The following is a 19,289-nucleotide window of genomic DNA, read 5'->3' on the forward strand; positions in this document are numbered from 1 at the left end:
CCACGCATTGAATCGTTAATATGTAAAAAAATGGCGTACCAGGTCATCCAATATTTGGATGACCTGGTACGCCAAAAAATGTAAGTTATTCTTTTTGGGCTCTTTTTCGGAAGAAGCCGGTGATTTTGTTGGATAGGTCGTCAAAGTATGTGTAAACGACAGGGATGAGTACAAGCGTGAAAAAGCTTGATACGGTCAGGCCGAAAATGATGGTGACCGCTAGAGGTTGTTGTGCTTCAGCGCCTCGTCCAATTCCTATTGCTAATGGGACCATGCCGAGTACTGTCGTCAGGGTCGTCATCAGGATAGGACGAAGGCGGTTAGGTCCCGCCTCTAAAATGGCTTCATAACGATCGTACGACTTCCGTCTCAGGATGTTGATGTAATCAACAAGCACGATGGCATTGTTGACGACAATCCCCGCGAGCATAATGATTCCAACAAAGGCCGGCAAGCTGAATGGCAGGCCGGTCACAAATAATCCGCCTGAGATTCCGATAATGGTTGCCGGTAAAGAAAACATGATAATAAATGGGAACAAGAAGTTCTCAAATTGAATCGCCATAACGGCATAGACAAGGAAAATCGAAAAAATCAAGGCAAGAGACAAGTCGCCAAAAGCTTCCTGCATATCCTGCGCCTGTCCTCCTATGGTATAGGAGTAGCCGTCAGGAAAATTCAGACGCTCCAACTCTGCACGCACTTCTTCTGTTGCCGTCCCTAGATCAATATTAGAAATCTCTGCTTCCACATTCACTTGTGGCTGTTGGTTTTGACGGAGCAGAGACACAGGTCCCTGAACTTGGTTCAACTCCGCAATGGTGGCGAGTGGAATGAGGGACCCATTCGGTGTTTGGACCGACATTCCTTCTAAATCTGCAATCGTCTGGCGCTCATCTTCCGGGAGGATGAAGCGCACATCAATTTCATCCGTTCCATTCCGATATCGTGTCGCCACCTGACCATTGAAACCAATCTGCACCTGGCTGATCACTTGTTGCTCAGTCAGTCCGTATTGGGCCGCTTTATCTTGATCCACTTCAATCTGCATTTCAGGACGTCCTTCATCCGTCGATGACGTAGCATTTTGCACCCCGTCAATTTCATTCATCAAATAAGCAACTTGGCCAGCAAGCTCGTCCAATACTTCATATTCTCCACCATTGATTTGCACTTGCAATGGTGCACCCGTTCCGAGACCAGCATCCAATTCACTCACTTCTATTTCAGCACCTGGAATGTTGGAGAGGGATTCACTCATTTCCTCCATGACAGTTTGGGTCGTTTTTTCCCGCTGTGAAGGTTCGACAAGCTGAATCGTATAGGAAGCAAAGTCAGACGAGCCGTTCCCTATGCTTCCCATGGAACCCCCGCCAATGGAAAGGTAGCTGACATCTATGATTTCACTATAGTTCTCAATCTCTGTGTCAATTTCTTCTGTGAGGGCTTCCGTTTCCTCTAGAGATGTCCCTTCAGGCATGTTCACTCGCACTTCCACCTGCCCTTGATCGGAAGGGGGGATGAATTCTGTTCCAATCAATGGAATGAGGGCTACACTCCCTGCGATAAGAGCAAATGTAATCGCAATGGTCGTTTTTCTGAATTTCAATACCCACCTTAAAATCGAGCGGTAGCCATCATTCACTTTTTCTAAAAAGCGGTTAAACCAGTACCGGCGTCCTTCTTCTTTCAAAGATTTTGTTAACAGTTTCGAAGATAGCATGGGAATCAAAGTCACAGAAACCGCTAAGGAAGCAATGAGCGCAAACATGATCGTCAACGCAAGTGGTGTGAACAATTCAGATGCGATGCCTTCTACGAAGATAATCGGTAAAAAGACGACGAGTGTCGTTGTCGCTGAGGCCACAACAGCGGGGGCAAGCTCTGATGCCCCTTGTTTAGCCGCTTCGACCATCGAATACCCTCGCTGACGGTAGCTGACGATGTTTTCTAAAATGACGATAGAACTGTCGACCATCATCCCAATCCCGAGGGCAAGTCCCCCCATCGTCAGCACGTTCAATGTTTCACCGGTGAAGTACATTAAAGTAAATGTCGATATAATCGCAATCGGTATCGACAACCCGATGACGAGCGTGGCGCGTACACTTTTCAAAAACAACAGCAGAATCAAGACGGAAAAAATACCGCCGAGGATGATGTTCAACACAACACTGTTGATCGATATTTTAATAAATTCTGATGTATCTAAAACAATGCTTGTGCCAACACCTTCGGGAAGATCGGCTTCCAGCTCATCCATCGCTTCCCTCACGTTATCGGCGGTTTCAACGGTGTTCGCATCCGTCTTCTTCAAAATGGAAAGTACGACAGAAGACGAACCGTTGACCTTGCTGATGGTGTTGGAATTGGTAAGCGTATCGTTCACTTCAGCAATTTGATCAAGCGTCACTTGTGCCCCTGAAGGAGATTGAATCCTTGTGTTTCTCACATCTTCCACAGAGGTGAATTCTCCATCAATCCGGATTTGCAGATCCTTCTGCCCTTTCTCGATGGTTCCTGCTGAGGCTGATTGATTGGCTGCATTCAGCGCCTGAATCAACGTTTGGGAATCCAAGCCATATGTAGCCATTTGGGCACGATCGACGAGAACTTGCACTTCTTTTGTCTGTCCGCCTTCAATGCTGACCGAGGCGACTCCTTCTTGCCGTTCAAGAAAAGGAACCAGCCGATTTTCTGCTACTTTTTGCAGCTCATCCGGCGTATCCCCTGAAAGGCCCACCGTCATGATTGGAAGCTGTTGCGGATCAAAACGGAGCACACTTGGATCTGACGCCCCTTCAGGTAAAAGTCCTGTCACCTGATCGACGTTTTCCCTGACTTGTAAGAGCGTGCTGTCAAGATTCACTCCTGTATTGAACTGCATAAGAACGAGCGAGGCCCCAGCCTGTGATTGAGACTGGAGCACCTCGAGTCCTTCAATACTACTGACGGAAGACTCCACTGGTCTGCTGACGAGTTTTTCGACCTCCTGCGGTGCTGCTCCTTCATAAGAAGTCGATACCACTGCAATCGGCAAGTCAATTTCCGGATATAAATCAATGGTCAAACTTCTTAGAGATACAAATCCCAGACCAAGTATCGCAGCAACGATCATGATGACTCCGACAGGCCTTTTGACAGAAAGGTTCACAAGCTTCATCAGGAATCCTCCTCCATGATGGTGACTTGATCCCCGTCTGACAGGGTCAGCTGTCCTGTCGTAATCACCGTCGCATCTTCAGGGATGTTTCCGGACACCGCTGTAAAGTCCGACTGAGATTCTAAAACTGATACGAGAACCTGGACTGCTTTTTCATCGACAACCTGATAAACGAAGGTTTCATCATTCTGTTCTACCAGACTGTCTGTCGGAACAATAAGTGTATTTTCCACCACATTCTCTGGAAGTAAGAAAGTCGCCATCATTCCTGGTTTAATCTTTTCATCTCCATTACTCACCGTTGCTTCGACCGGGTAAAGTCCAGTATCATCTGGAACGGAAGAGACGTAGCTGACGGTTGATGTGACCTGTTCTTCCAAAGAAGGAAGATCGACGGTGAGCTCCGCTCCTTTTTCAAAAAGAGAGAGTTGATCGGCGGTGACAGAAGCTGTGATCGTCATGGGATCCAGACTGACGATGGTGGCAAGTGGCTGTTGGTTGCTTACCATATCCCCTTCACTTGCATTCAATGTCGACACTTCGCCGGAAGTAGGTGCAGTGATCGCTTCATTCTCTGCTTGTTCCTGAGCCTGGTTTAATTGAACATTGGCTTGTTCCACCTGAAGCTCAGCCTGCTCAACGCCTACACGCGTCTGCTCCAATTGTTGTTCTGCTTGATCGACTTGCGCCTCTGCTTGCGCTACTGCAGACGAAGACTGAGGCTGCTGTCCATTTAACTGCTGGTATTGAGCATACGCTTGATCAGCACGGTTCTTCGCTTGTTGATAGAGCGCATCAGGAATGGTCCCTTCATCAGCCAATTTTTTCGTTTCATCAGCCAGTTGCTTGGCTTGTTCGTATTGTTGCTTCGCTGCTTCCGCTGCCTGAGCGGTTTGACTTGCCTCCGATTGCGAGGCCTGTTTAGCAAGGTCGACCTGCTCCTTCGCATTTTCAACACCTTGTGCCGCTTGCTCTTTTGATACTTGAGCATTTTCAAGCTGAGTTTCTGCTTGACGCAGGGCGATTTGCTGCAATTCCACCTGATTATCTACATTGCCTCCTGGACGGACGACGGCCACTGTTTCTCCTTCTTCTACTCTGTCCCCTTTGGCAACGTTCAAGGTCGCCAATTCTCCTGGGGTTTCAGGCAGGACAGGTGAAGTATCAGCAGCGGTCGCACGGGCCACCAGTTTACGTTCCACAACAAAATCTTCTTTTTTCACGGACTCCACTTTGACCGGCGTGATCCGCTCCTCTATTTCTTCATTGGCTTCTTCCTGATTACAAGCGGTTACAAAGAAGAGCACCATGAACATGAAAATCAACCGTTTCATCTAAGACTTCCTCTCCATATCAGACTCTCGTAAATCTCCCGGACTTATCTTCTTTTTCTTCTCTATTTTCCCCCTCAATCGATGAGAGGATACCCTATTCAAACGCACTGACCATGTAGTCATAATTACGATTAATGTTACTAAATCGCGATTTGTAATGCAACTTGTAGTATTCCTACGAAAATGACAAAATTGTGACTAATTTTGGAAGTGATTTGTTTTCATACCTGGCCCCTCCATTGCTTTTTCCGGTACCAGGTATGGCAGGATAAACAGCTGTACCCGGTACCGACCGACATGAACCTGGTACCGGTTATGAATAGTTAGTTATCAAATGAATGGCATAAAAAAGTGCACAAAAAAGCTGAACCTCATGAATTAGGTTCAGCTTCTTCGTATTATTGCAGATTATTACCGAGCTGGGCGACGATCAAGTCCAACTTTTTGACCTTCGGGAGCTCATAGCCCGGAAAACGTTCATCAAAGTGGGCGAAAACAGGTTCCAGTGCTTCATCTTCCAGTAGTTCTTCATAAGTCCGGAATGTATGTTGATACTGTCCGATATAACGCTTCATTTTTTTATCAAAGCCTGATAAATGATACGTAGATGAGTAGTCGAAGGCTTTGACAATATCACTATCGTACGTTGGGAAACTCGGATTAATCGTATGCAGCATAGAAGCAGCTAATGGAAATTGCATCGTCGGGTTTCCTTTGTGATTTTTCACCTCGTAAAGGCTTTTCGTAATGTGGACGATGTTCGGGCGTTCATATCCACGTTGTTCTTCCATCAGTTTGAAATAGTACGTTTCAAACTCCTTCGTCAGACTTGGATTGTCGAGGCGGAAGAAGTGCCGAAAGATGAATTGATAGAGCGTATCGTCCGGTACATAAGTATCTTGAAAGACGGTATGAAGATAGAGATACACATCCAATTTTTCCAGTGGAATCTTGTTCACCACTTTTTCATAGTCTTCCAAGATCAAATCTTTCAGGTCGCTTGCCGTTCTGTATTTCATCAATAATCACCTCTATTCGCTTATTCCACACATGAGAAACCTGAAAACTCCTGATTGTAAAGTTTTTATGAATATTTCTACTTCCATTCTACATAAGATTCTAACGTTTTCCAAAGGTTTTCAAAAATCCGGACTAAGATATAGTTCGTCCCCTCTCTCGCTTGATTTTATGAAGAACCAACCGATGGTATTAGAAAAGGAGGGATAAGATGGACATCGCAGCAATATCAATGGCTATGAGTACAACAAGCCTGAAGCAACAATCCAGTCTGGCTTTGATGGATAAAGTAAAAGGGGATACAGAAGAAAAGGGGAACCAAATGGTGGAAATGCTTAACCAATCCATTCCTCACCCTGATCTCGGCAACCGGATTGATTTAAAGGGATAAAAAAGTTAGAGCTGGTAGGAAACTTTTCTACTGGCTCCTCTTTAAGAGGGTGATGTCAATAGGGAAAGGGTTAGCGTTGAGCGGTTTCACTTTATTTTTTGTAGGCATAGGGCTCTACCTCCTCGAACCATTAAACATTTTGGATTTATTCATCCCTGTTTTTACAATTGGAGGAATATGTATGCTTGCCATTGCCAACTTTCTGTCCATGAAAAAAAGCCGCTGAGAGGGCGGCTTTCTTTTATTCGTTATTATTTTCTTCGTCTGTTGTGGCACCATCATCTGTCATGCCGTCTTGGCCGTCTTCACCATTTCCGCCATTTTCGCCGTCAGTCATATCATCTTGTTCTTTTTCTTCATCGTTCATGTCGCCTTCTTCATCCGTAGCGTCATCCATATTGTCCTCTTCGTTGTTGTTGCCTTCTTCCATATTTTCTTCTTCTTCCATGTTGTTCTCTTCTTCTTGAGGCTCTTCTTCAGAAGCACAAGCTCCTAGTAGGGATACGGCAAAAAACGCGACCAAAAGTTTCATAAGTAATGCTTTCATCGGTGTTTCCTCCTTTTAATGATTTCCCAAACTAGTATGTCCATATCCTGTAAGTTCATCCATATATACTAAAATTTTTTCATCTCTCCCCTTATTCCAGTAACGCTCCCGTTTGTGGAAGACTCAGTTTCGAGATGTTTCCGGGCTTCGTTTGAGCATACAAGCAGAGATTCTGAGAAGTGGTTTCGAGAGACCACACATGGTAAAGGGGCGGAGGGGAATGGGGAGACTCCTGCGGGAAAAAAGTGCATGGTGAGACCCCACAGGACGCAGTCCGAGGAGGCTCACCGCGCTCCCGCGGAAAGCGAGTCATTCCCCGCAGCCCCATCCACTTACACAAAAGTCTTGAAACTGAGTCTTCCACAATCCTGCGATATACTAAAAAAGAACGCAGCGGCTGCTGCATTCTTTTTCTTAGTTATTTCAAAGCAAACATGATTTCCGCTTCACATGCGACTTCTCCATCGACAGAGGCTGTTGCTTTTCCTTTTCCTACAGGACCTTTCAAACGGACGATTTCCACTTCCAATTTCAAACGGTCACCAGGCTTTACTTGGCGCTTGAAACGGCATTTGTCGATTCCTGTAAAAAAGGCCAGCTTCCCTTGGTTTTCTTCCTTTTTCAACATAGCGACCGCACCCATTTGGGCGAGGGCTTCTGTAATCAGGACTCCTGGCATGACAGGGTAATCAGGGAAGTGCCCCTGGAAAAACGGTTCGTTCATTGTTACATTCTTGTATCCGACCGCGCGCTCGCCTTCTACAATCTCTTCTACTTGGTCAATCAGTAGAAAGGGATAACGGTGTGGGATAATTTCTTTGATTTGTTGTATATCCAGCATAATCTGTCTCCTTTCCTATTCCATGCTTTCATTATAAAAGAAGCACAAGCCAGGGACAAAGTTTTTTCTGAGGGTCCGTTTTAAATATGCACTTCAGGGAAAATATACTAGTAAGTTTACTTATTACAAAAAAAGGAGGCCGCTGCGATGCTTTGGACGATTTTAATTATTATCCTCGTTCTATGGCTATTAGGCTTACTCGGGGGTATTGCAGGAAACTTGATTCATATTTTGCTTGTGGTAGCCCTCGTTGTTCTTATTGTCCGTCTTGTACAAGGCCGTGGGCGATTATAGTCAAATGTAAAAAAACCGCTATGGACGCGTCCATAGCGGTTTTTATTTATGAGCTGCGTGTCAGTTCATTTGTAGAGGAAGTGCTTGTAGAAAGTGTTTGTTCACTACTTCCTGCCATCTGCGTATGTTTCATTTCCCTTACCGGACTCGTAGGGGTCAACCAACACGTGTACCACGATCCCTCTTTAATAATTGGATCAAGGTCGAACAGTTCATATTTGCAGTTTTGAGAGATCTCTTTCAATTCTCCTTTGTTTGGCAAGGCAAAAAGGTTGGAGTGAGCGACAAAGAAGCTGTTAAATGCTGAAGAGAATGCTTCTCCATGTTCCGTTTCATTGATTGGTGTAATCACTGATATCAGCCCTTGATTTTTCACATAGGTATGGAGGTGATTCAATAGATCCCTGCGGTCTGCCGGATGGATATAATGAAAGATGTTATGCAGTAAAACAACATCCACATTCTCACCTTCACGTGGTTTCCACTCATTAATATCCCCGACTTCGAAGCTGATGTTCGGATAACCTTCTGATAAGGTACGCGCTTTTTCAATGACCTTCTGATTGATATCTACTCCGATCATCTCCAGATGTGGATATTCCATGGCGAGCTTCCTTAAATAACCTCCATGTCCACAACCTAAATCAACGACAGAAGTCACTTGTTTATCTTTGATCATCCGCTTAATTTTCTTAATGGCAAAATGCTCAAGGAGAGCGGACGTTTCTGCTACCACTTCTCCATGGCGCTCATGATTAAATTCCGCCCGTTCATGGGATTTCATGATGTCTGGATACTTCAACAATGTCGGCAGGTGTAGTTCCATCATTTCTTTCAGCAAGGCTTTGACTCCAGGTGACTGGTCATCCCCCATCAAGCTTGCGCATTTTCTCTTTGATGTTCGATAGCGGTTGTTCGGGCGTTTCTTCATGTGCTTGACCGCCACACCCACCTTAACCCAGGAGCTGAGCAGGTCATAAGGGTAGCCCGTCTTCTCACTGATCGCTTCAACCGTCCGTGCTGTTCTGAATTCATCAAAAAGACCGAGTTCTGATCCCACATATGCGTGCCAGCTTGGTAAGAATGATTCGTTCTTTTTCATCCATTTCCTTGCCTGCATCGCTGTTACCCATTCATTCATGATATCCTTCCTTTCCCGTTTCTTTTCCAAGGATAATCTTCTGCTTCAGAAAAGAGATACTGACGCTGTTTCTGATCTGATACCCTTTTTTGTCTAGTTGGAAGCATACTGCCTTGGACGGCTCTGTCCACCAAAGTGAAATCCCATTTTCCCAGTCCTGATATGTTCAACATTTGTTTAACGTGGAGTTGGTCATCATCATAAATTCTCTGGACAGCTTTCATTCGCAACTTCCTCCACCATTCGTATTGGAACGAATACACAAGAGCAGATAAATGACTCAAGTTGAGTAAAAATTCTACACGGGGTCTGCGAATGTCTTCATAATAATGAAGGTAATCCGTGTAATTTTTCCCCTCTTCCTTACACCAAGCCAGGAGCTCACCTAAAACATCAGCATCCTGGATGGCAAGATTCATCCCTTCTCCGGCCATGGGGTGAACGGTGTGCGCTGCGTCCCCTATAATCGCTAAATTTCCGGAATAATAGCGATCGACATGATACGTAAACGGAATCATCAGTTGGACCGTTTTCCAATCTTCAATGGTCCGCACCCCTTCTGCAAGCTCAGGTTCAAGTTCACTGTAAGCTTGATAGAGGGACTCCAAACCTTTTTCCTGGATTCTTTTATACTCTCCCGCTTTGATTAAGAATACGGTCCGTACTTCATTATCAGGCAGAGGGAATAACCCTAGAAAACAGCTGGATGTCGTAATGATCTTCCCTTTTGTGAATGATTCTGGCCGGGGAATAGTGACAGTGAGAAAATGATGATTGTAGTCTTTTCTTTTAACGTGGACATTCATTGCGTCACGCGTCGGTGAGCTCCGCCCCTCTGCCCCTATGTACACTTGAGCCTGGACGTAGAATGTCTCTTTCTTGCGCTTCACTTTTGCCATCCCTTTTTCAAACCCCAGGAACCTTGCACCAGGGAGGTAGTGAAAAAATTCATCAAACTCCTTCCCCTTATTCCTGAGAATCTCTTTTGTTTTTTCATGCGGAACCATCAACGCGTGATCGTAGACGCTTGCCACACGGCTGTAACTCAACTCTGTCAGGTTGATCTCTTCAGGAGTACTGCCGCGGTTGCGATGAACTTCCTGAAAACGCAACTGGTCGATAACATGACCGTTTTCTTCCACTTCGTCCAGTACGCCTAACCTTTCAAGAATAGCCAAAGTCTTCGGTTGCAAAAGTTCACCTTTATATACAGGAGATTCTCTTTTCAGCTGTTCCGCTATGACCACGTGAACACCACGGCTCGCCAGCTTCGCAGCAAGAGCAAGCCCTCCTACGCCACCGCCTGCAATGAATACATCTGTCTTCATGATTATGATCCCTCCCCGCTGCTTTGTCCTCTGTACGGATGTAATTCCCTAATCCATAGCTTGAAAACATTCGATGCTTCGCTTAACCGGTACGAGGACAGAAATATTCGTACCTCCATGCTATCGGCGGTGAACAGTGCCAGGCACCTTCAACCGTATGCGAGGTACCAGGCTTTGTGTTCAAGTAATCACAAATGTAACCAAAAAGAACACGAGCCGTAACGACTCGTGTTCTGCATATTGAATAGGCTTATATCATAGAATGAAGTACAAGCTAAAGATTATTCTGTTTTCGTAACGATATCCCAAATGTGGCGCCATGTATCCATTTCAAGCGCGTCTGTCGGGTTCCCATCACCAATAACTCCATATCCGACCATCAATCCAATCAGTAAGGCAGCCGCACTGAAAAGAAGGACAAGAATGATACGCAGCCATATCGGCAGGACTCGCCGCCGTCCTTTTTTCGGAGCTTTCTCTTTTGCTCCCGATTCCTGCTTTTTGGACGATGCTTTCGCAGGCTTCTGCTTCGTGGCTTCATCTAAAGCTTGACGCTTTTTTTCTCTTTCCTGCTCTTTATTTAGCTTTTTGCCTTTTGATTTAGGATCTGTTGCCATGGTCCGTCAAACTCCTTACGTTTATGATCTCAGTTGACTCACAAGCCCCATCATTTGATCACCTGTGGATATGGATTTGGCGTTGAATTGATAGGCACGCTGAGCCATCAGCATTTCTGTCATTTGCTTCGCGACATCCACATTCGATGTTTCAAGCGTCTGGGACTGCATTTTTACATCTCCAGAAAGCACATCTCCCATAATTCCATCCTCTTCTACATTGTCAGGAATACGGAAACGATTCGCCCCTACCGATTCTAACATACGAGGTCGGACAGCTTCACTAACATCCAACGTACCTTCCACCACTTGGTTCTGGTCTCTTGTGACGAGAATTCTTCCATTTGGATCGATATTGATGGCTTGAAAGTTGTCTTCAAGTATAATATTTTCACCGTCCGCTCCCATTACAGGGTGACCATTATCATCTGTCAGCAGCAATTGACCGTCATCGACCGGGTTCAAATAGAAGTTTCCTGCACGTGTATAGTGAACTTCTTCCCCTTGTTCCGTTGTGACTCGAAGGCCGAACATATGGCTGTCTTCCAATAAAGCCACATCCAGCTCCCTGCCCGTATTTTTCAAGCTCCCTTGAGTCAGGTCGAGGTTTGTGTGACCAAGCTTTGCTCCTGAACCAATCCGGATGCCTTCCGGTGTCAGCCGGCCGACCTCTGCATCAGAATGAGACTGGTTGTCGATTTGTTGATACAATAATGAAGAAAAATCGGCGTTGCGGCTTTTGTATCCTGTCGTTTCACTGTTGGACAAGTTGTTTCCGACAAGGTCCAGCTTCTTCTGCAGTTGTCCCATCGTCACAGCCGATTGGATCATTGAACGATTCATGAAAGATGCCACACTCCTTAACTAATTCTTCCGATTTCCGTCACTGCTTTTTGCATGCTTTGATCATAAGCTTTTAAGACACGCTGGTTCATTTCGAATGAACGGTATGTATTCATCATTTCTGTCATCGTCCTGTTTGGATCGACATTTGAACGCTCCAGATGGTGTTGAAGGATCGAGTAATCCACTCCCTCTTCCGCTCCAGGGTTTACAATGATATCCCCCTCTTCAGAAAGACGAAATAGATCGTTTCCTTCTTTGACCATTTGAGAAGCATCCGGTGTATAAGACAGCCCAAGTGTGAATGCCTGTCCATCCACCGTAAGCTCTCCAGTTTGTGAAACATTAAACTCCATGCCACCCGTATCGATCGGGTCTCCGTTTCCATCCAAAACATAATACCCGAGATTTGTCGTCAAGAAACCTTCGCCATCTACGGTGAAGTTCCCATTACGTGTGTAACGTTCTTCCCCATCCTCATTCTGAACACGAAAGAAAAGAGAACCGGATTCGTCAGGTACTGCATTTTGGACAAGGGCAAGGTCTGTCCCCACCCCAGTTTCTTTCAGGTCTCCTTGAACAAAAGAAGGAATCGCTTCCTGCATATACACACCTGTGTTAAGGGATCCTACATGGCCGCCATCAGGTATTTTGAATCCATTCTTCGTCGGGATCGTCTTGCTTCCCATCCGCTCTATCAATAGCTCTGGAAAAGCACGCATCGTCCCCTGGTCTGCTTTGTACCCTGGTGTGTACGCGTTCGCCATATTATTCGACAACGTTTCCTGCATCCTCTGGTTGGCCATCATACCTGCTGCTGCTGTGTAAAATCCCCTTAACAAGGTGTCTTCACTCCTTCCGTCCCATCTAATCTATAGCTTCGTTGAAATACGCTTATCGATATTTTCAAGCATGATGCCTGTACCTGTAGCGACACAATCCATCGGAGATTCTGCTACAAGAACAGGAACCTTCAATTCTTCGGCGAGCAGTTGATCGATGCCATGTAGTAGAGCCCCGCCGCCCGTCATAATGACTCCACGGTCAATAATATCCGCAGACAATTCAGGTGGTGTACGTTCCAGCACTTGTTTAGCTGCTTGAACGATGACCTGTACAGACTCACGTAAAGATCTTTCAATTTCTTCAGAGTTGACGGAGATTGTACGTGGTAATCCGGACACCATGTCTCGACCGCGAATTTCGATTTCCTCGTTTCTTGACCCAGGGAAAACCGTCGCCACGCTGATCTTAATGTCTTCAGCTGTCCGCTCTCCGATCAACAATTTATACTCTTTTTTAATGTATTGTAGAATCTCATGATCAAACTTATCACCGGCCATTTTAATGGAGGAAGCCGTGACAATATCGCCCATGGACAAAACAGCGACATCCGTTGTGCCACCTCCGATATCGACAACCATGTTCCCGCTTGGTTGGAAGATATCCATACCGGCACCAATCGCTGCTACCTTAGGCTCTTCTTCTAAATATACTTTTTTACCACCAGATTTCTCAGCCGCTTCTTTGATCGCTTTTTGCTCCACTTTCGTAATGTTCGTAGGGCAACAGATCAACATGCGCGGTTTAGATAAGAATCCTCTCACGTTCGTTTTTTGGATAAAGTGCTTCAGCATCGCCTCCGTAACGTCAAAATCTGCAATGACACCGTCCTTCAACGGTCGGATGGCTTCAATGTTGCCTGGCGTACGTCCGACCATCCGGCGGGCTTCTTCACCTACCTCGAGCACTTTTCCAGTGTTACGGTCCATGGCAACCACGGACGGTTCGTTCAATACAATTCCTTTGCCTTTCACGTGGATGAGTACGTTCGCTGTACCCAGGTCAATTCCTATATCTCTAGCAAACATGTTCTGTAGATCCTCCCTATTGTAAAAAACATAATCCAAGTAACGTACAGGACCCTCGTAATCCGTTACGTTACACCGGCAATGGAGATCAATCTCCTTCAACTTATATTTCCCTATTGTTTCAAGTTCTATTTTCGATTTAAATCATGCACATCTAGTTCTTTATTCTATCACAAAATTACGAAATCCGTCTCTTGAGATATGAAAAAAGTTACCAAATATCGAGGAAATGTGACAAAGGGAGGAAATCAGAGTTCATGCTAGAGGTTGAACAGGTTGATCATCCACAAATTGGGCTTTGTACTTTCTCCTGGTGGCTTCTCCACCTCTGAGGTGGCGTATTTCTTTATGATGATCGAGTATCTTCTTCACTTCCTTGGCAAGTTCGGGATTCACTTCCGGAAGTCTTTCAGTCAAGTCTTTATGGACCGTACTTTTTGAAACACCAAACTCTTTGGCAATCACTCTCACCGTTTTTTTCGTTTCGATAATGTGCTCTCCAATCTTGATGGTCCTCTCTTTGATGTAATCATGCACTCCACTCGCCTCCTGTGATTGACTATCCAAGGGGGTGGGATTCTTAGGAAAGCGTTTCAATTGTGTTGTGTGGGTGTACTCTGGAAGTTAACTCATGCTGGATCACCCTGGATGTTACCGAGTGCTCGGTTATCCTCATTGTATTAATAAAAGTTCTAAGATATGCCAGATGATGCATGGGCTGGTGTGATTTCTTGTAATTTCATGCTTGATACACATCATTGAAAACCATTTCTTCATCATATGTAACACAAAAGGCTTCATACATGCTTAAACGCATTGCCCTAACAAACAGATACCAGCTTCACCGTAATCATACAAACAAATAAAAAAATGAGGGCAGAACCCTCATTTTTTAAGTCTGTGTGGTAGAGATGGAAGAGGCACTATCTTCATCTGGTGTTTGCTCTTCATCTTCAGAACCAGCTGGATCTTCATCCGTATTTAATTCTTCTTCCGTAGACTGCTCTGCATCGTCAGAAGATTGCTCTGTACCTTCAGAAGGCTCTTCGCCATCTTCTTGTGGCTCTTCAGCTGGAGGATCTTCTTCTTCCTGAACTTCCTGTCCAGCATTCTCAATAATGTTACTCATTGGCTGACCAAAAAACTCTTCAGGGTTGACAGGCTGTCCATCGCTGCGTACTTCAAAGTGTACGTGAACACCACTCGCTTGACCGAAGGAGTTCTTACCTGCTGAACCAAGAACATCACCTTGTGCTACATCAGATCCTGCTAATACATCGACATCTTCTAAACTAGCATACACAGTTGAAATGTTTTCATCATGTGTGATTTCAATAACATTGCCGTATAGCGGATCTTCTTTAACTTCTGTGACTGTTCCTGACAAAGCTGCGGTAACTTCGAAAGCTTCTCCATCTTCTCTAGTAATGTCTACGCCTTCGCTTTGGTAATACTTATTGTTGTATAGGACCAGTGCACTTTCTTGATCTTGCTCGGAAGCGTCGTAATCATAGAATTTAGTGACAATGGATGCTGCCTTTTCATCAGCAACAGGCATTTCCAAGTTTTCCTGATGTTCCATTACTGGTACAGTATCTTTCTCATTATCCGCCGTCAAAAACTCGTCCTGGACTTTGGAATCTGGTTGCTCTGCGATTTGGTCTTCCAAATCACTAGCTCCTTGTTGATACCAGAACACTCCGACAAGTACTAATGCAGCCACTGACAAATACAATGCTGGATACAACCACTTCTTGCGCATCAAGCGTTTGAACTTTAATTTAGTCACGCTTTTCTTACCTTCCTCTTTCATGTTCATCACCTCAAAAACCATTCTGAACACTTCTATGGGATTATATACATCCAAAGGAAAAATTTATTAAATCATAGACTCCTTCTTCCACAATAGCTCCCGTTTGTGGAAGACTCAGTTTCGAGACTCTTTCGGGTTTCGTTGCTATGTTGGGCGTCAGGGGTGGCTGGGAAGCTACTCGCTTTCCTACGGGGATGACAGCAAGCCTCCTCGAGCTTCGCTCTGCGGGGTCTCGCCAGTCAATCCATTCCCGCGGGAGTCTCGCAGCTTCCCAACCACCCCATTCGATGTAGGTGAGAAACGAACCCCTATACCAAGATGGGGCGTCTTCCACCCCAACGCAGGATCAGGCATAAAGCGCTCCAAATCAACCTTTTACGCTCGGAATGACCAATGGGAGGAGTTTCAAATTATCTATTTCTCTTGAGCATACAAGCAGTGATTCCGAGAGTGGTTTCGAGAGCCTCACACGGTAAAGGGCGGAGGGGAATGGGGAGACTCCTACCTTAAGTGTGGAGGCGCCTTGGTCAGCGGCGTATGGACTGGACTGAGCTGGCGGAGATAAAGGAAACACGAAGAACGGAGTGATTCGATGTTGACTTATCGTACAGAAGCGAGGGAAGTCTCACTAGCCGCTAGGCGCCGGAACCGGATACCTAAGAGAAAAAAGTGCATGGGGAGACCCCGCAGGACGCAGTCCGAGGAGGCTCACCGCGCTCCCACGGAAAGCGACTCATTCCCCGCAGCCCCCATCCACTCAACAAAAGTCTCGAAACTGAGTCTTCAACAATCCTGCCATATTGTTTAAGAGGATACATTTTAAACAAAGAAAAAGAGCTGCTCAGGGCAGCTCTTTAGTTTACTGTGTCTTCTTTTTCAATGGTTAACGAAGCTGTTTGTGTGCTTAGTGGGGCGATTTCTGTGTCTTGATAATAGTGATGGATGATTTCTTTATAATCCTTACCTGATTTCGCCATGCCATTGGCCCCGTATTGACTCATTCCTACACCATGACCATAACCTTTCGTTGTGAAGATGACATGTTCCCCTTTTTGCTTGATGCTGAAGTCACTGGATGGCAACCCGATTTTTTCACGGATTTCTCTTCCGGAAAACGTATGATCCCCAAAATGGACTTCGTCTACTCGGTTTCCTTCTGTCTTCGTCATCGTTGTCTGTTGAATTCCTGACCCTATGCTTACACCTAAGGTCTGTTCAAGTTCAGCAACGGTAATGATTTTTTGATCGACGAACTTCGGTGATTCCTGATCCCATGGACTTTCTACGCTTTGGAGGTATGGAATGTCATGCTCCCAATAATCTCCTGCGTTTTCTGTAAAACCGTTGCTCGTTGAAAAGAACGCTGCCGTGATGGGCTGTTGATCGTACGTAATGATTTCACCTTTTGTCGCGTTGACAGCTTCTGTGATTTTTTTCATATTCTCTTCATAATTGTCTTTCCATTGACTTCGGAGTTGATCTTCATCTTTATAAACTTGGTGGCTGACCGTATCCGTAACGTCTGCTTCTGAAGAAACTTTTTCACCCTGGACCAAGTGGCGGGTAATATAAGTTCTTGCGGCGAGGGCCTGGGCTTTCAATGCTTCCATTTCAAAGTTTACGGGCATTTCAGAAGCAACGACTCGAGCAACATAACTTTCTAAAGGAACTTCCTCGATCTCTTTTGTGGTGCTACGCAATACTTTGACAGCAAATGGAGAGTCCTCCACGCTAGCTACTTCTTCTGTTTGCGGGGTTTCCTTCACTTCTTCCGTACCCCCGGAATTCGTAAATGGGACGACGATCATCGTTGGTAGGATAAGTATTGTTGCAAATAAACCACATAAGGCAAGTATTCCAATTCCATTGTTTTTTTTCATCCGCATCCTCCTGGTTACAAAGTAAATCCCTCTACTAAAAATGTATCCAGAAATAGAAGATGATAGAACTAAAAAAGCTTACCTATTTCAAAAATATTGAAACAGGCAAGCTATAAAGATGTATATATTATAATGTCGATACTGATTCGCTTGGTTCGTGATCTTCTGAATAAACTTCTTCTTCTCTAACACGCTCAATATCAGCGCCGAGTGTAGCTAATTTCTCAGCAAAATCCACATATCCGCGATCCAGGTGCTTAAGCTCCGTTACCCTTGTATATCCATCGGCAACTAAACCAGCTAGGATCAAGGCTGCTCCGGCTCTCAAGTCGGTTGCGGCGACTTCCGCACCTTGTAAGGATGATGGTCCTTCAATGATGACACTGCGACCCTCGATTTTCAAATTCGCGTTCATACGACGGAATTCTTCCACATGCATGAAGCGATTTTCAAAAACGGTTTCTGTAATGACGCTCGTGCCTGCGGCATTCAGCATCAGAGCCATCATTTGAGATTGCATGTCTGTCGGAAAGCCAGGGTGTGGCATCGTTTTAATATCTGTTGCTTGTAAAATATCTGGTCCGATAACACGTAAACCACTTTCTTCTTCTTGAATGATGACGCCCATTTCTTCCATTTTGGAAACAAGGGGACGTAAATGTTCGTGCATCGCACCTTGTACGAGAACATTCCCGCCAGTAATCGCTGCAGCTACCATGAATGTACCTGCTTCAATACGGTCTGGAATGATGGTATGAGTCGTACCAACTAGCTTCTCAACACCTTCGATGCGAATGGTTTCTGTTCCTGCACCGACAATGTTTGCGCCCATTTTATTCAAATAGTTTGCCAGGTCGACAATTTCCGGCTCTTTCGCACAATTCTCAAGAATCGTCTTTCCATCTGCAAGAGCTGCAGCCATCATGACGTTTTCTGTCGCACCAACACTTGGGACATCGAAGTATATTTTAGCACCTTTTAAACGGCCCTTAACTTCAGCTTCAACATAGCCGTTCCCAACGGTTACTTCAGCTCCCATTGCCTCAAAGCCTTTCAAGTGCTGATCAATCGGACGTGAACCAATGGCACATCCTCCTGGCATAGCAACCTTAGCATGGCCATACCGGGCCAAAAGTGGTCCCAATACAAGAACAGAGGCGCGCATTTTTCTTACATATTCTATTGGTGCTTCTGTTTCCAATTCACTAGAAGCATCTACCGTGACTGTATTCCCCACCATATTTACATCTGCATTCATATGTCGGATCACTTCATTGATCGTATATACATCAGCTAAAGCGGGTACTTCGTGCAGTACGCTTTTTCCTTCACTTGCAATAATACTTGCTGCGATGACAGGCAGTACGGCATTCTTGGCACCTTCTGCTTTAACGGTACCATTCAGCTGCCTCCCACCACGGACGATGATTTTTTCCAAGGTTCATTCTCCTCCGCGTCCATATTCACTATTATTAATATTCAGCAGTTATTATGGGTGTGCCAATCGTGATGTTTGTCTCCCCGCCCAAAGTTCGGGTTGCGAATTGAACGTTCATCATTCGATCCCCAGCATCAATGGCCTGATCCCACTTTTTGGTGTATCCGGTCCTGCTCGTCCAACCGTTTTCGTCGATTTCATCTATTGTTGTTATGTCGAAAGCTTGTTTGAATTTTTTATACACTAAAACATCATCAATAATACCACTAAACTTGGCCTTAATACAAGAGAATTTAGTGACATTTTTTGAGAAAAATCGACGAGAAATTTCATTCATGTTTGTTTGATTAATGCTTGTTAATGAAGGTGTTCCCTGTCCTTCAGTGGTATAAACCACTTCCACATCGCTCCACGCATTTTTTGGAACAACCATGCTAAACCTTTCGATGATTTGTTCGTTTTTATGACTGTTTTTGACGGTGTACTTCACGGCATTCATTGTAATCTCTTCCGCAACGACAGGATCAGACCAAAAATTCATGAGATCCTTTTTCAATTGGTCCGCCTTTTTTCTAGACACCTTTTCTTTCAACGTTATCGTCCAGCCACTCACTTCAAGCTGCTTATCCGCAGCAAATGACGAAAACTCCATGAGTGTTTCTTGAGCTCCTGTCATTTCCTGTGGATAAGCACCTGTTCCTATAATAAATAGAGCAATTATTCCAGCCAAAACACTTTTCATTTTGAATGCCTCCCCAAGCATGTTCTTAC

18 protein-coding genes are annotated in these 19,289 nt (G+C 45.0%); 2 read left to right on the forward strand and 16 right to left on the reverse strand.

Annotation, left to right across the window (positions count from 1 at the left end; all coding sequences use genetic code 11):
- Window positions 1-85 precede the first annotated feature (85 nt).
- From DYE48_RS12705 to DYE48_RS12715, 3 genes are all read right to left on the reverse strand, one after another.
- Window positions 86-3,163, reverse strand: a complete 3,078-nt coding sequence (locus DYE48_RS12705; RefSeq protein ID WP_115823962.1) for an efflux RND transporter permease subunit — start codon at window positions 3,161-3,163, stop codon at window positions 86-88.
- Window positions 3,163-4,497: an efflux RND transporter periplasmic adaptor subunit gene (locus DYE48_RS12710; protein ID WP_115823963.1), complete on the reverse strand. Its 1,335-nt coding sequence runs from the start codon at window positions 4,495-4,497 to the stop codon at window positions 3,163-3,165. The genes DYE48_RS12705 and DYE48_RS12710 overlap by 1 nt, the downstream gene beginning before the upstream one ends.
- Window positions 4,498-4,895: 398 nt before the next feature.
- Window positions 4,896-5,516 carry a hypothetical protein gene (locus DYE48_RS12715; RefSeq protein WP_115823964.1) on the reverse strand — a complete coding sequence of 207 codons (621 nt, stop codon included), beginning with the start codon at window positions 5,514-5,516 and terminating at the stop codon, window positions 4,896-4,898.
- A gap of 209 nt (window positions 5,517-5,725) precedes the next feature.
- Here DYE48_RS12715 and DYE48_RS12720 point away from each other — a divergent pair, with 209 nt between their 5' ends.
- Window positions 5,726-5,905 carry a YjfB family protein gene (locus DYE48_RS12720; protein WP_115823965.1) on the forward strand — a complete coding sequence of 60 codons (180 nt, stop codon included), beginning with the start codon at window positions 5,726-5,728 and terminating at the stop codon, window positions 5,903-5,905.
- Window positions 5,906-6,146: 241 nt separating this feature from the next.
- Here the strand turns inward: DYE48_RS12720 and DYE48_RS12725 are convergent, their stop codons facing one another.
- Both DYE48_RS12725 and fabZ read right to left on the reverse strand, forming a co-directional pair.
- Complete coding sequence (locus DYE48_RS12725) at window positions 6,147-6,452, reverse strand: hypothetical protein (protein ID WP_115823966.1); 306 nt, start codon at window positions 6,450-6,452, stop codon at window positions 6,147-6,149.
- Window positions 6,453-6,870: 418 nt separating this feature from the next.
- Entirely contained in the window at window positions 6,871-7,293 is a 423-nt protein-coding gene (fabZ, locus tag DYE48_RS12730) for a 3-hydroxyacyl-ACP dehydratase FabZ (protein WP_089652044.1), read from the reverse strand.
- Between the two features lie 147 nt (window positions 7,294-7,440).
- Here fabZ and DYE48_RS12735 point away from each other — a divergent pair, with 147 nt between their 5' ends.
- Window positions 7,441-7,587 (forward strand): lmo0937 family membrane protein, encoded by a 147-nt coding sequence (locus DYE48_RS12735; RefSeq protein ID WP_115823967.1) that lies wholly within the window; start codon window positions 7,441-7,443, stop codon window positions 7,585-7,587.
- A 46-nt stretch (window positions 7,588-7,633) separates the two neighbouring features.
- On the opposite strand, the gene DYE48_RS12740 is transcribed toward DYE48_RS12735, so the two are convergent.
- From DYE48_RS12740 to DYE48_RS12790, 11 genes are all read right to left on the reverse strand, one after another.
- Complete coding sequence (locus DYE48_RS12740) at window positions 7,634-8,728, reverse strand: class I SAM-dependent methyltransferase (RefSeq protein ID WP_115823968.1); 1,095 nt, start codon at window positions 8,726-8,728, stop codon at window positions 7,634-7,636.
- Complete coding sequence (locus DYE48_RS12745; RefSeq protein ID WP_115823969.1) at window positions 8,725-10,056, reverse strand: FAD-dependent oxidoreductase; 1,332 nt, start codon at window positions 10,054-10,056, stop codon at window positions 8,725-8,727. Before DYE48_RS12745 ends, DYE48_RS12740 begins: the two co-directional genes overlap by 4 nt.
- A 281-nt stretch (window positions 10,057-10,337) precedes the next feature.
- Window positions 10,338-10,673 (reverse strand): DNA-directed RNA polymerase subunit beta, encoded by a 336-nt coding sequence (locus tag DYE48_RS12750; RefSeq protein ID WP_089652047.1) that lies wholly within the window; start codon window positions 10,671-10,673, stop codon window positions 10,338-10,340.
- A gap of 21 nt (window positions 10,674-10,694) precedes the next feature.
- Window positions 10,695-11,516, reverse strand: a complete 822-nt coding sequence (locus tag DYE48_RS12755; RefSeq protein ID WP_115823970.1) for a flagellar hook-basal body protein — start codon at window positions 11,514-11,516, stop codon at window positions 10,695-10,697.
- A gap of 17 nt (window positions 11,517-11,533) precedes the next feature.
- Complete coding sequence (locus tag DYE48_RS12760; RefSeq protein WP_115823971.1) at window positions 11,534-12,358, reverse strand: flagellar hook-basal body protein; 825 nt, start codon at window positions 12,356-12,358, stop codon at window positions 11,534-11,536.
- Window positions 12,359-12,388: 30 nt separating this feature from the next.
- A complete protein-coding gene (gene mreB / locus DYE48_RS12765; RefSeq protein ID WP_089652050.1) occupies window positions 12,389-13,387 on the reverse strand; it encodes a rod shape-determining protein in 999 nt (332 codons plus the stop codon).
- Window positions 13,388-13,642: 255 nt separating this feature from the next.
- Window positions 13,643-13,924: a sporulation transcriptional regulator SpoIIID gene (gene spoIIID, locus DYE48_RS12770; protein WP_115823972.1), complete on the reverse strand. Its 282-nt coding sequence runs from the start codon at window positions 13,922-13,924 to the stop codon at window positions 13,643-13,645.
- 355 nt (window positions 13,925-14,279) lie between these two features.
- On the reverse strand, window positions 14,280-15,176 hold the full coding sequence (gene spoIIQ / locus DYE48_RS12775; RefSeq protein ID WP_244199424.1) for a stage II sporulation protein SpoIIQ: 897 nt from the start codon (window positions 15,174-15,176) through the stop codon (window positions 14,280-14,282).
- A gap of 878 nt (window positions 15,177-16,054) precedes the next feature.
- Window positions 16,055-17,080 (reverse strand): stage II sporulation protein D, encoded by a 1,026-nt coding sequence (gene spoIID, locus DYE48_RS12780; RefSeq protein ID WP_115823973.1) that lies wholly within the window; start codon window positions 17,078-17,080, stop codon window positions 16,055-16,057.
- Between the two features lie 127 nt (window positions 17,081-17,207).
- Window positions 17,208-18,518, reverse strand: a complete 1,311-nt coding sequence (gene murA, locus DYE48_RS12785) for a UDP-N-acetylglucosamine 1-carboxyvinyltransferase (protein ID WP_089652053.1) — start codon at window positions 18,516-18,518, stop codon at window positions 17,208-17,210.
- A 34-nt stretch (window positions 18,519-18,552) separates the two neighbouring features.
- Entirely contained in the window at window positions 18,553-19,260 is a 708-nt protein-coding gene (locus DYE48_RS12790; protein ID WP_167449512.1) for a YwmB family TATA-box binding protein, read from the reverse strand.
- Between the last annotated feature and the right edge of the window lie 29 nt (window positions 19,261-19,289).

Source organism: Halobacillus trueperi (genome assembly GCF_003386945.1).
GTDB classification, from domain to species: domain Bacteria; phylum Bacillota; class Bacilli; order Bacillales; family Halobacillaceae; genus Halobacillus; species Halobacillus aidingensis.

What these genes read in the sequence shown, in the direction of transcription:
- DYE48_RS12705 (WP_115823962.1), bottom strand. Translation starts at nt 3,163, where the DNA reads ATGAAGCTTGTGAACCTTTCTGTCAAAAGGCCTGTCGGAGTCATCATG.
- DYE48_RS12710 (WP_115823963.1), bottom strand. Translation starts at nt 4,497, where the DNA reads ATGAAACGGTTGATTTTCATGTTCATGGTGCTCTTCTTTGTAACCGCT.
- DYE48_RS12715 (WP_115823964.1), bottom strand. Translation starts at nt 5,516, where the DNA reads ATGAAATACAGAACGGCAAGCGACCTGAAAGATTTGATCTTGGAAGAC.
- DYE48_RS12720 (WP_115823965.1), top strand. Translation starts at nt 5,726, where the DNA reads ATGGACATCGCAGCAATATCAATGGCTATGAGTACAACAAGCCTGAAG.
- DYE48_RS12725 (WP_115823966.1), bottom strand. Translation starts at nt 6,452, where the DNA reads ATGAAAGCATTACTTATGAAACTTTTGGTCGCGTTTTTTGCCGTATCC.
- fabZ (WP_089652044.1), bottom strand. Translation starts at nt 7,293, where the DNA reads ATGCTGGATATACAACAAATCAAAGAAATTATCCCACACCGTTATCCC.
- DYE48_RS12735 (WP_115823967.1), top strand. Translation starts at nt 7,441, where the DNA reads ATGCTTTGGACGATTTTAATTATTATCCTCGTTCTATGGCTATTAGGC.
- DYE48_RS12740 (WP_115823968.1), bottom strand. Translation starts at nt 8,728, where the DNA reads ATGAATGAATGGGTAACAGCGATGCAGGCAAGGAAATGGATGAAAAAG.
- DYE48_RS12745 (WP_115823969.1), bottom strand. Translation starts at nt 10,056, where the DNA reads ATGAAGACAGATGTATTCATTGCAGGCGGTGGCGTAGGAGGGCTTGCT.
- DYE48_RS12750 (WP_089652047.1), bottom strand. Translation starts at nt 10,673, where the DNA reads ATGGCAACAGATCCTAAATCAAAAGGCAAAAAGCTAAATAAAGAGCAG.
- DYE48_RS12755 (WP_115823970.1), bottom strand. Translation starts at nt 11,516, where the DNA reads ATGAATCGTTCAATGATCCAATCGGCTGTGACGATGGGACAACTGCAG.
- mreB (WP_089652050.1), bottom strand. Translation starts at nt 13,387, where the DNA reads ATGTTTGCTAGAGATATAGGAATTGACCTGGGTACAGCGAACGTACTC.
- spoIID (WP_115823973.1), bottom strand. Translation starts at nt 17,080, where the DNA reads ATGAAAAAAAACAATGGAATTGGAATACTTGCCTTATGTGGTTTATTT.
- DYE48_RS12790 (WP_167449512.1), bottom strand. Translation starts at nt 19,260, where the DNA reads ATGAAAAGTGTTTTGGCTGGAATAATTGCTCTATTTATTATAGGAACA.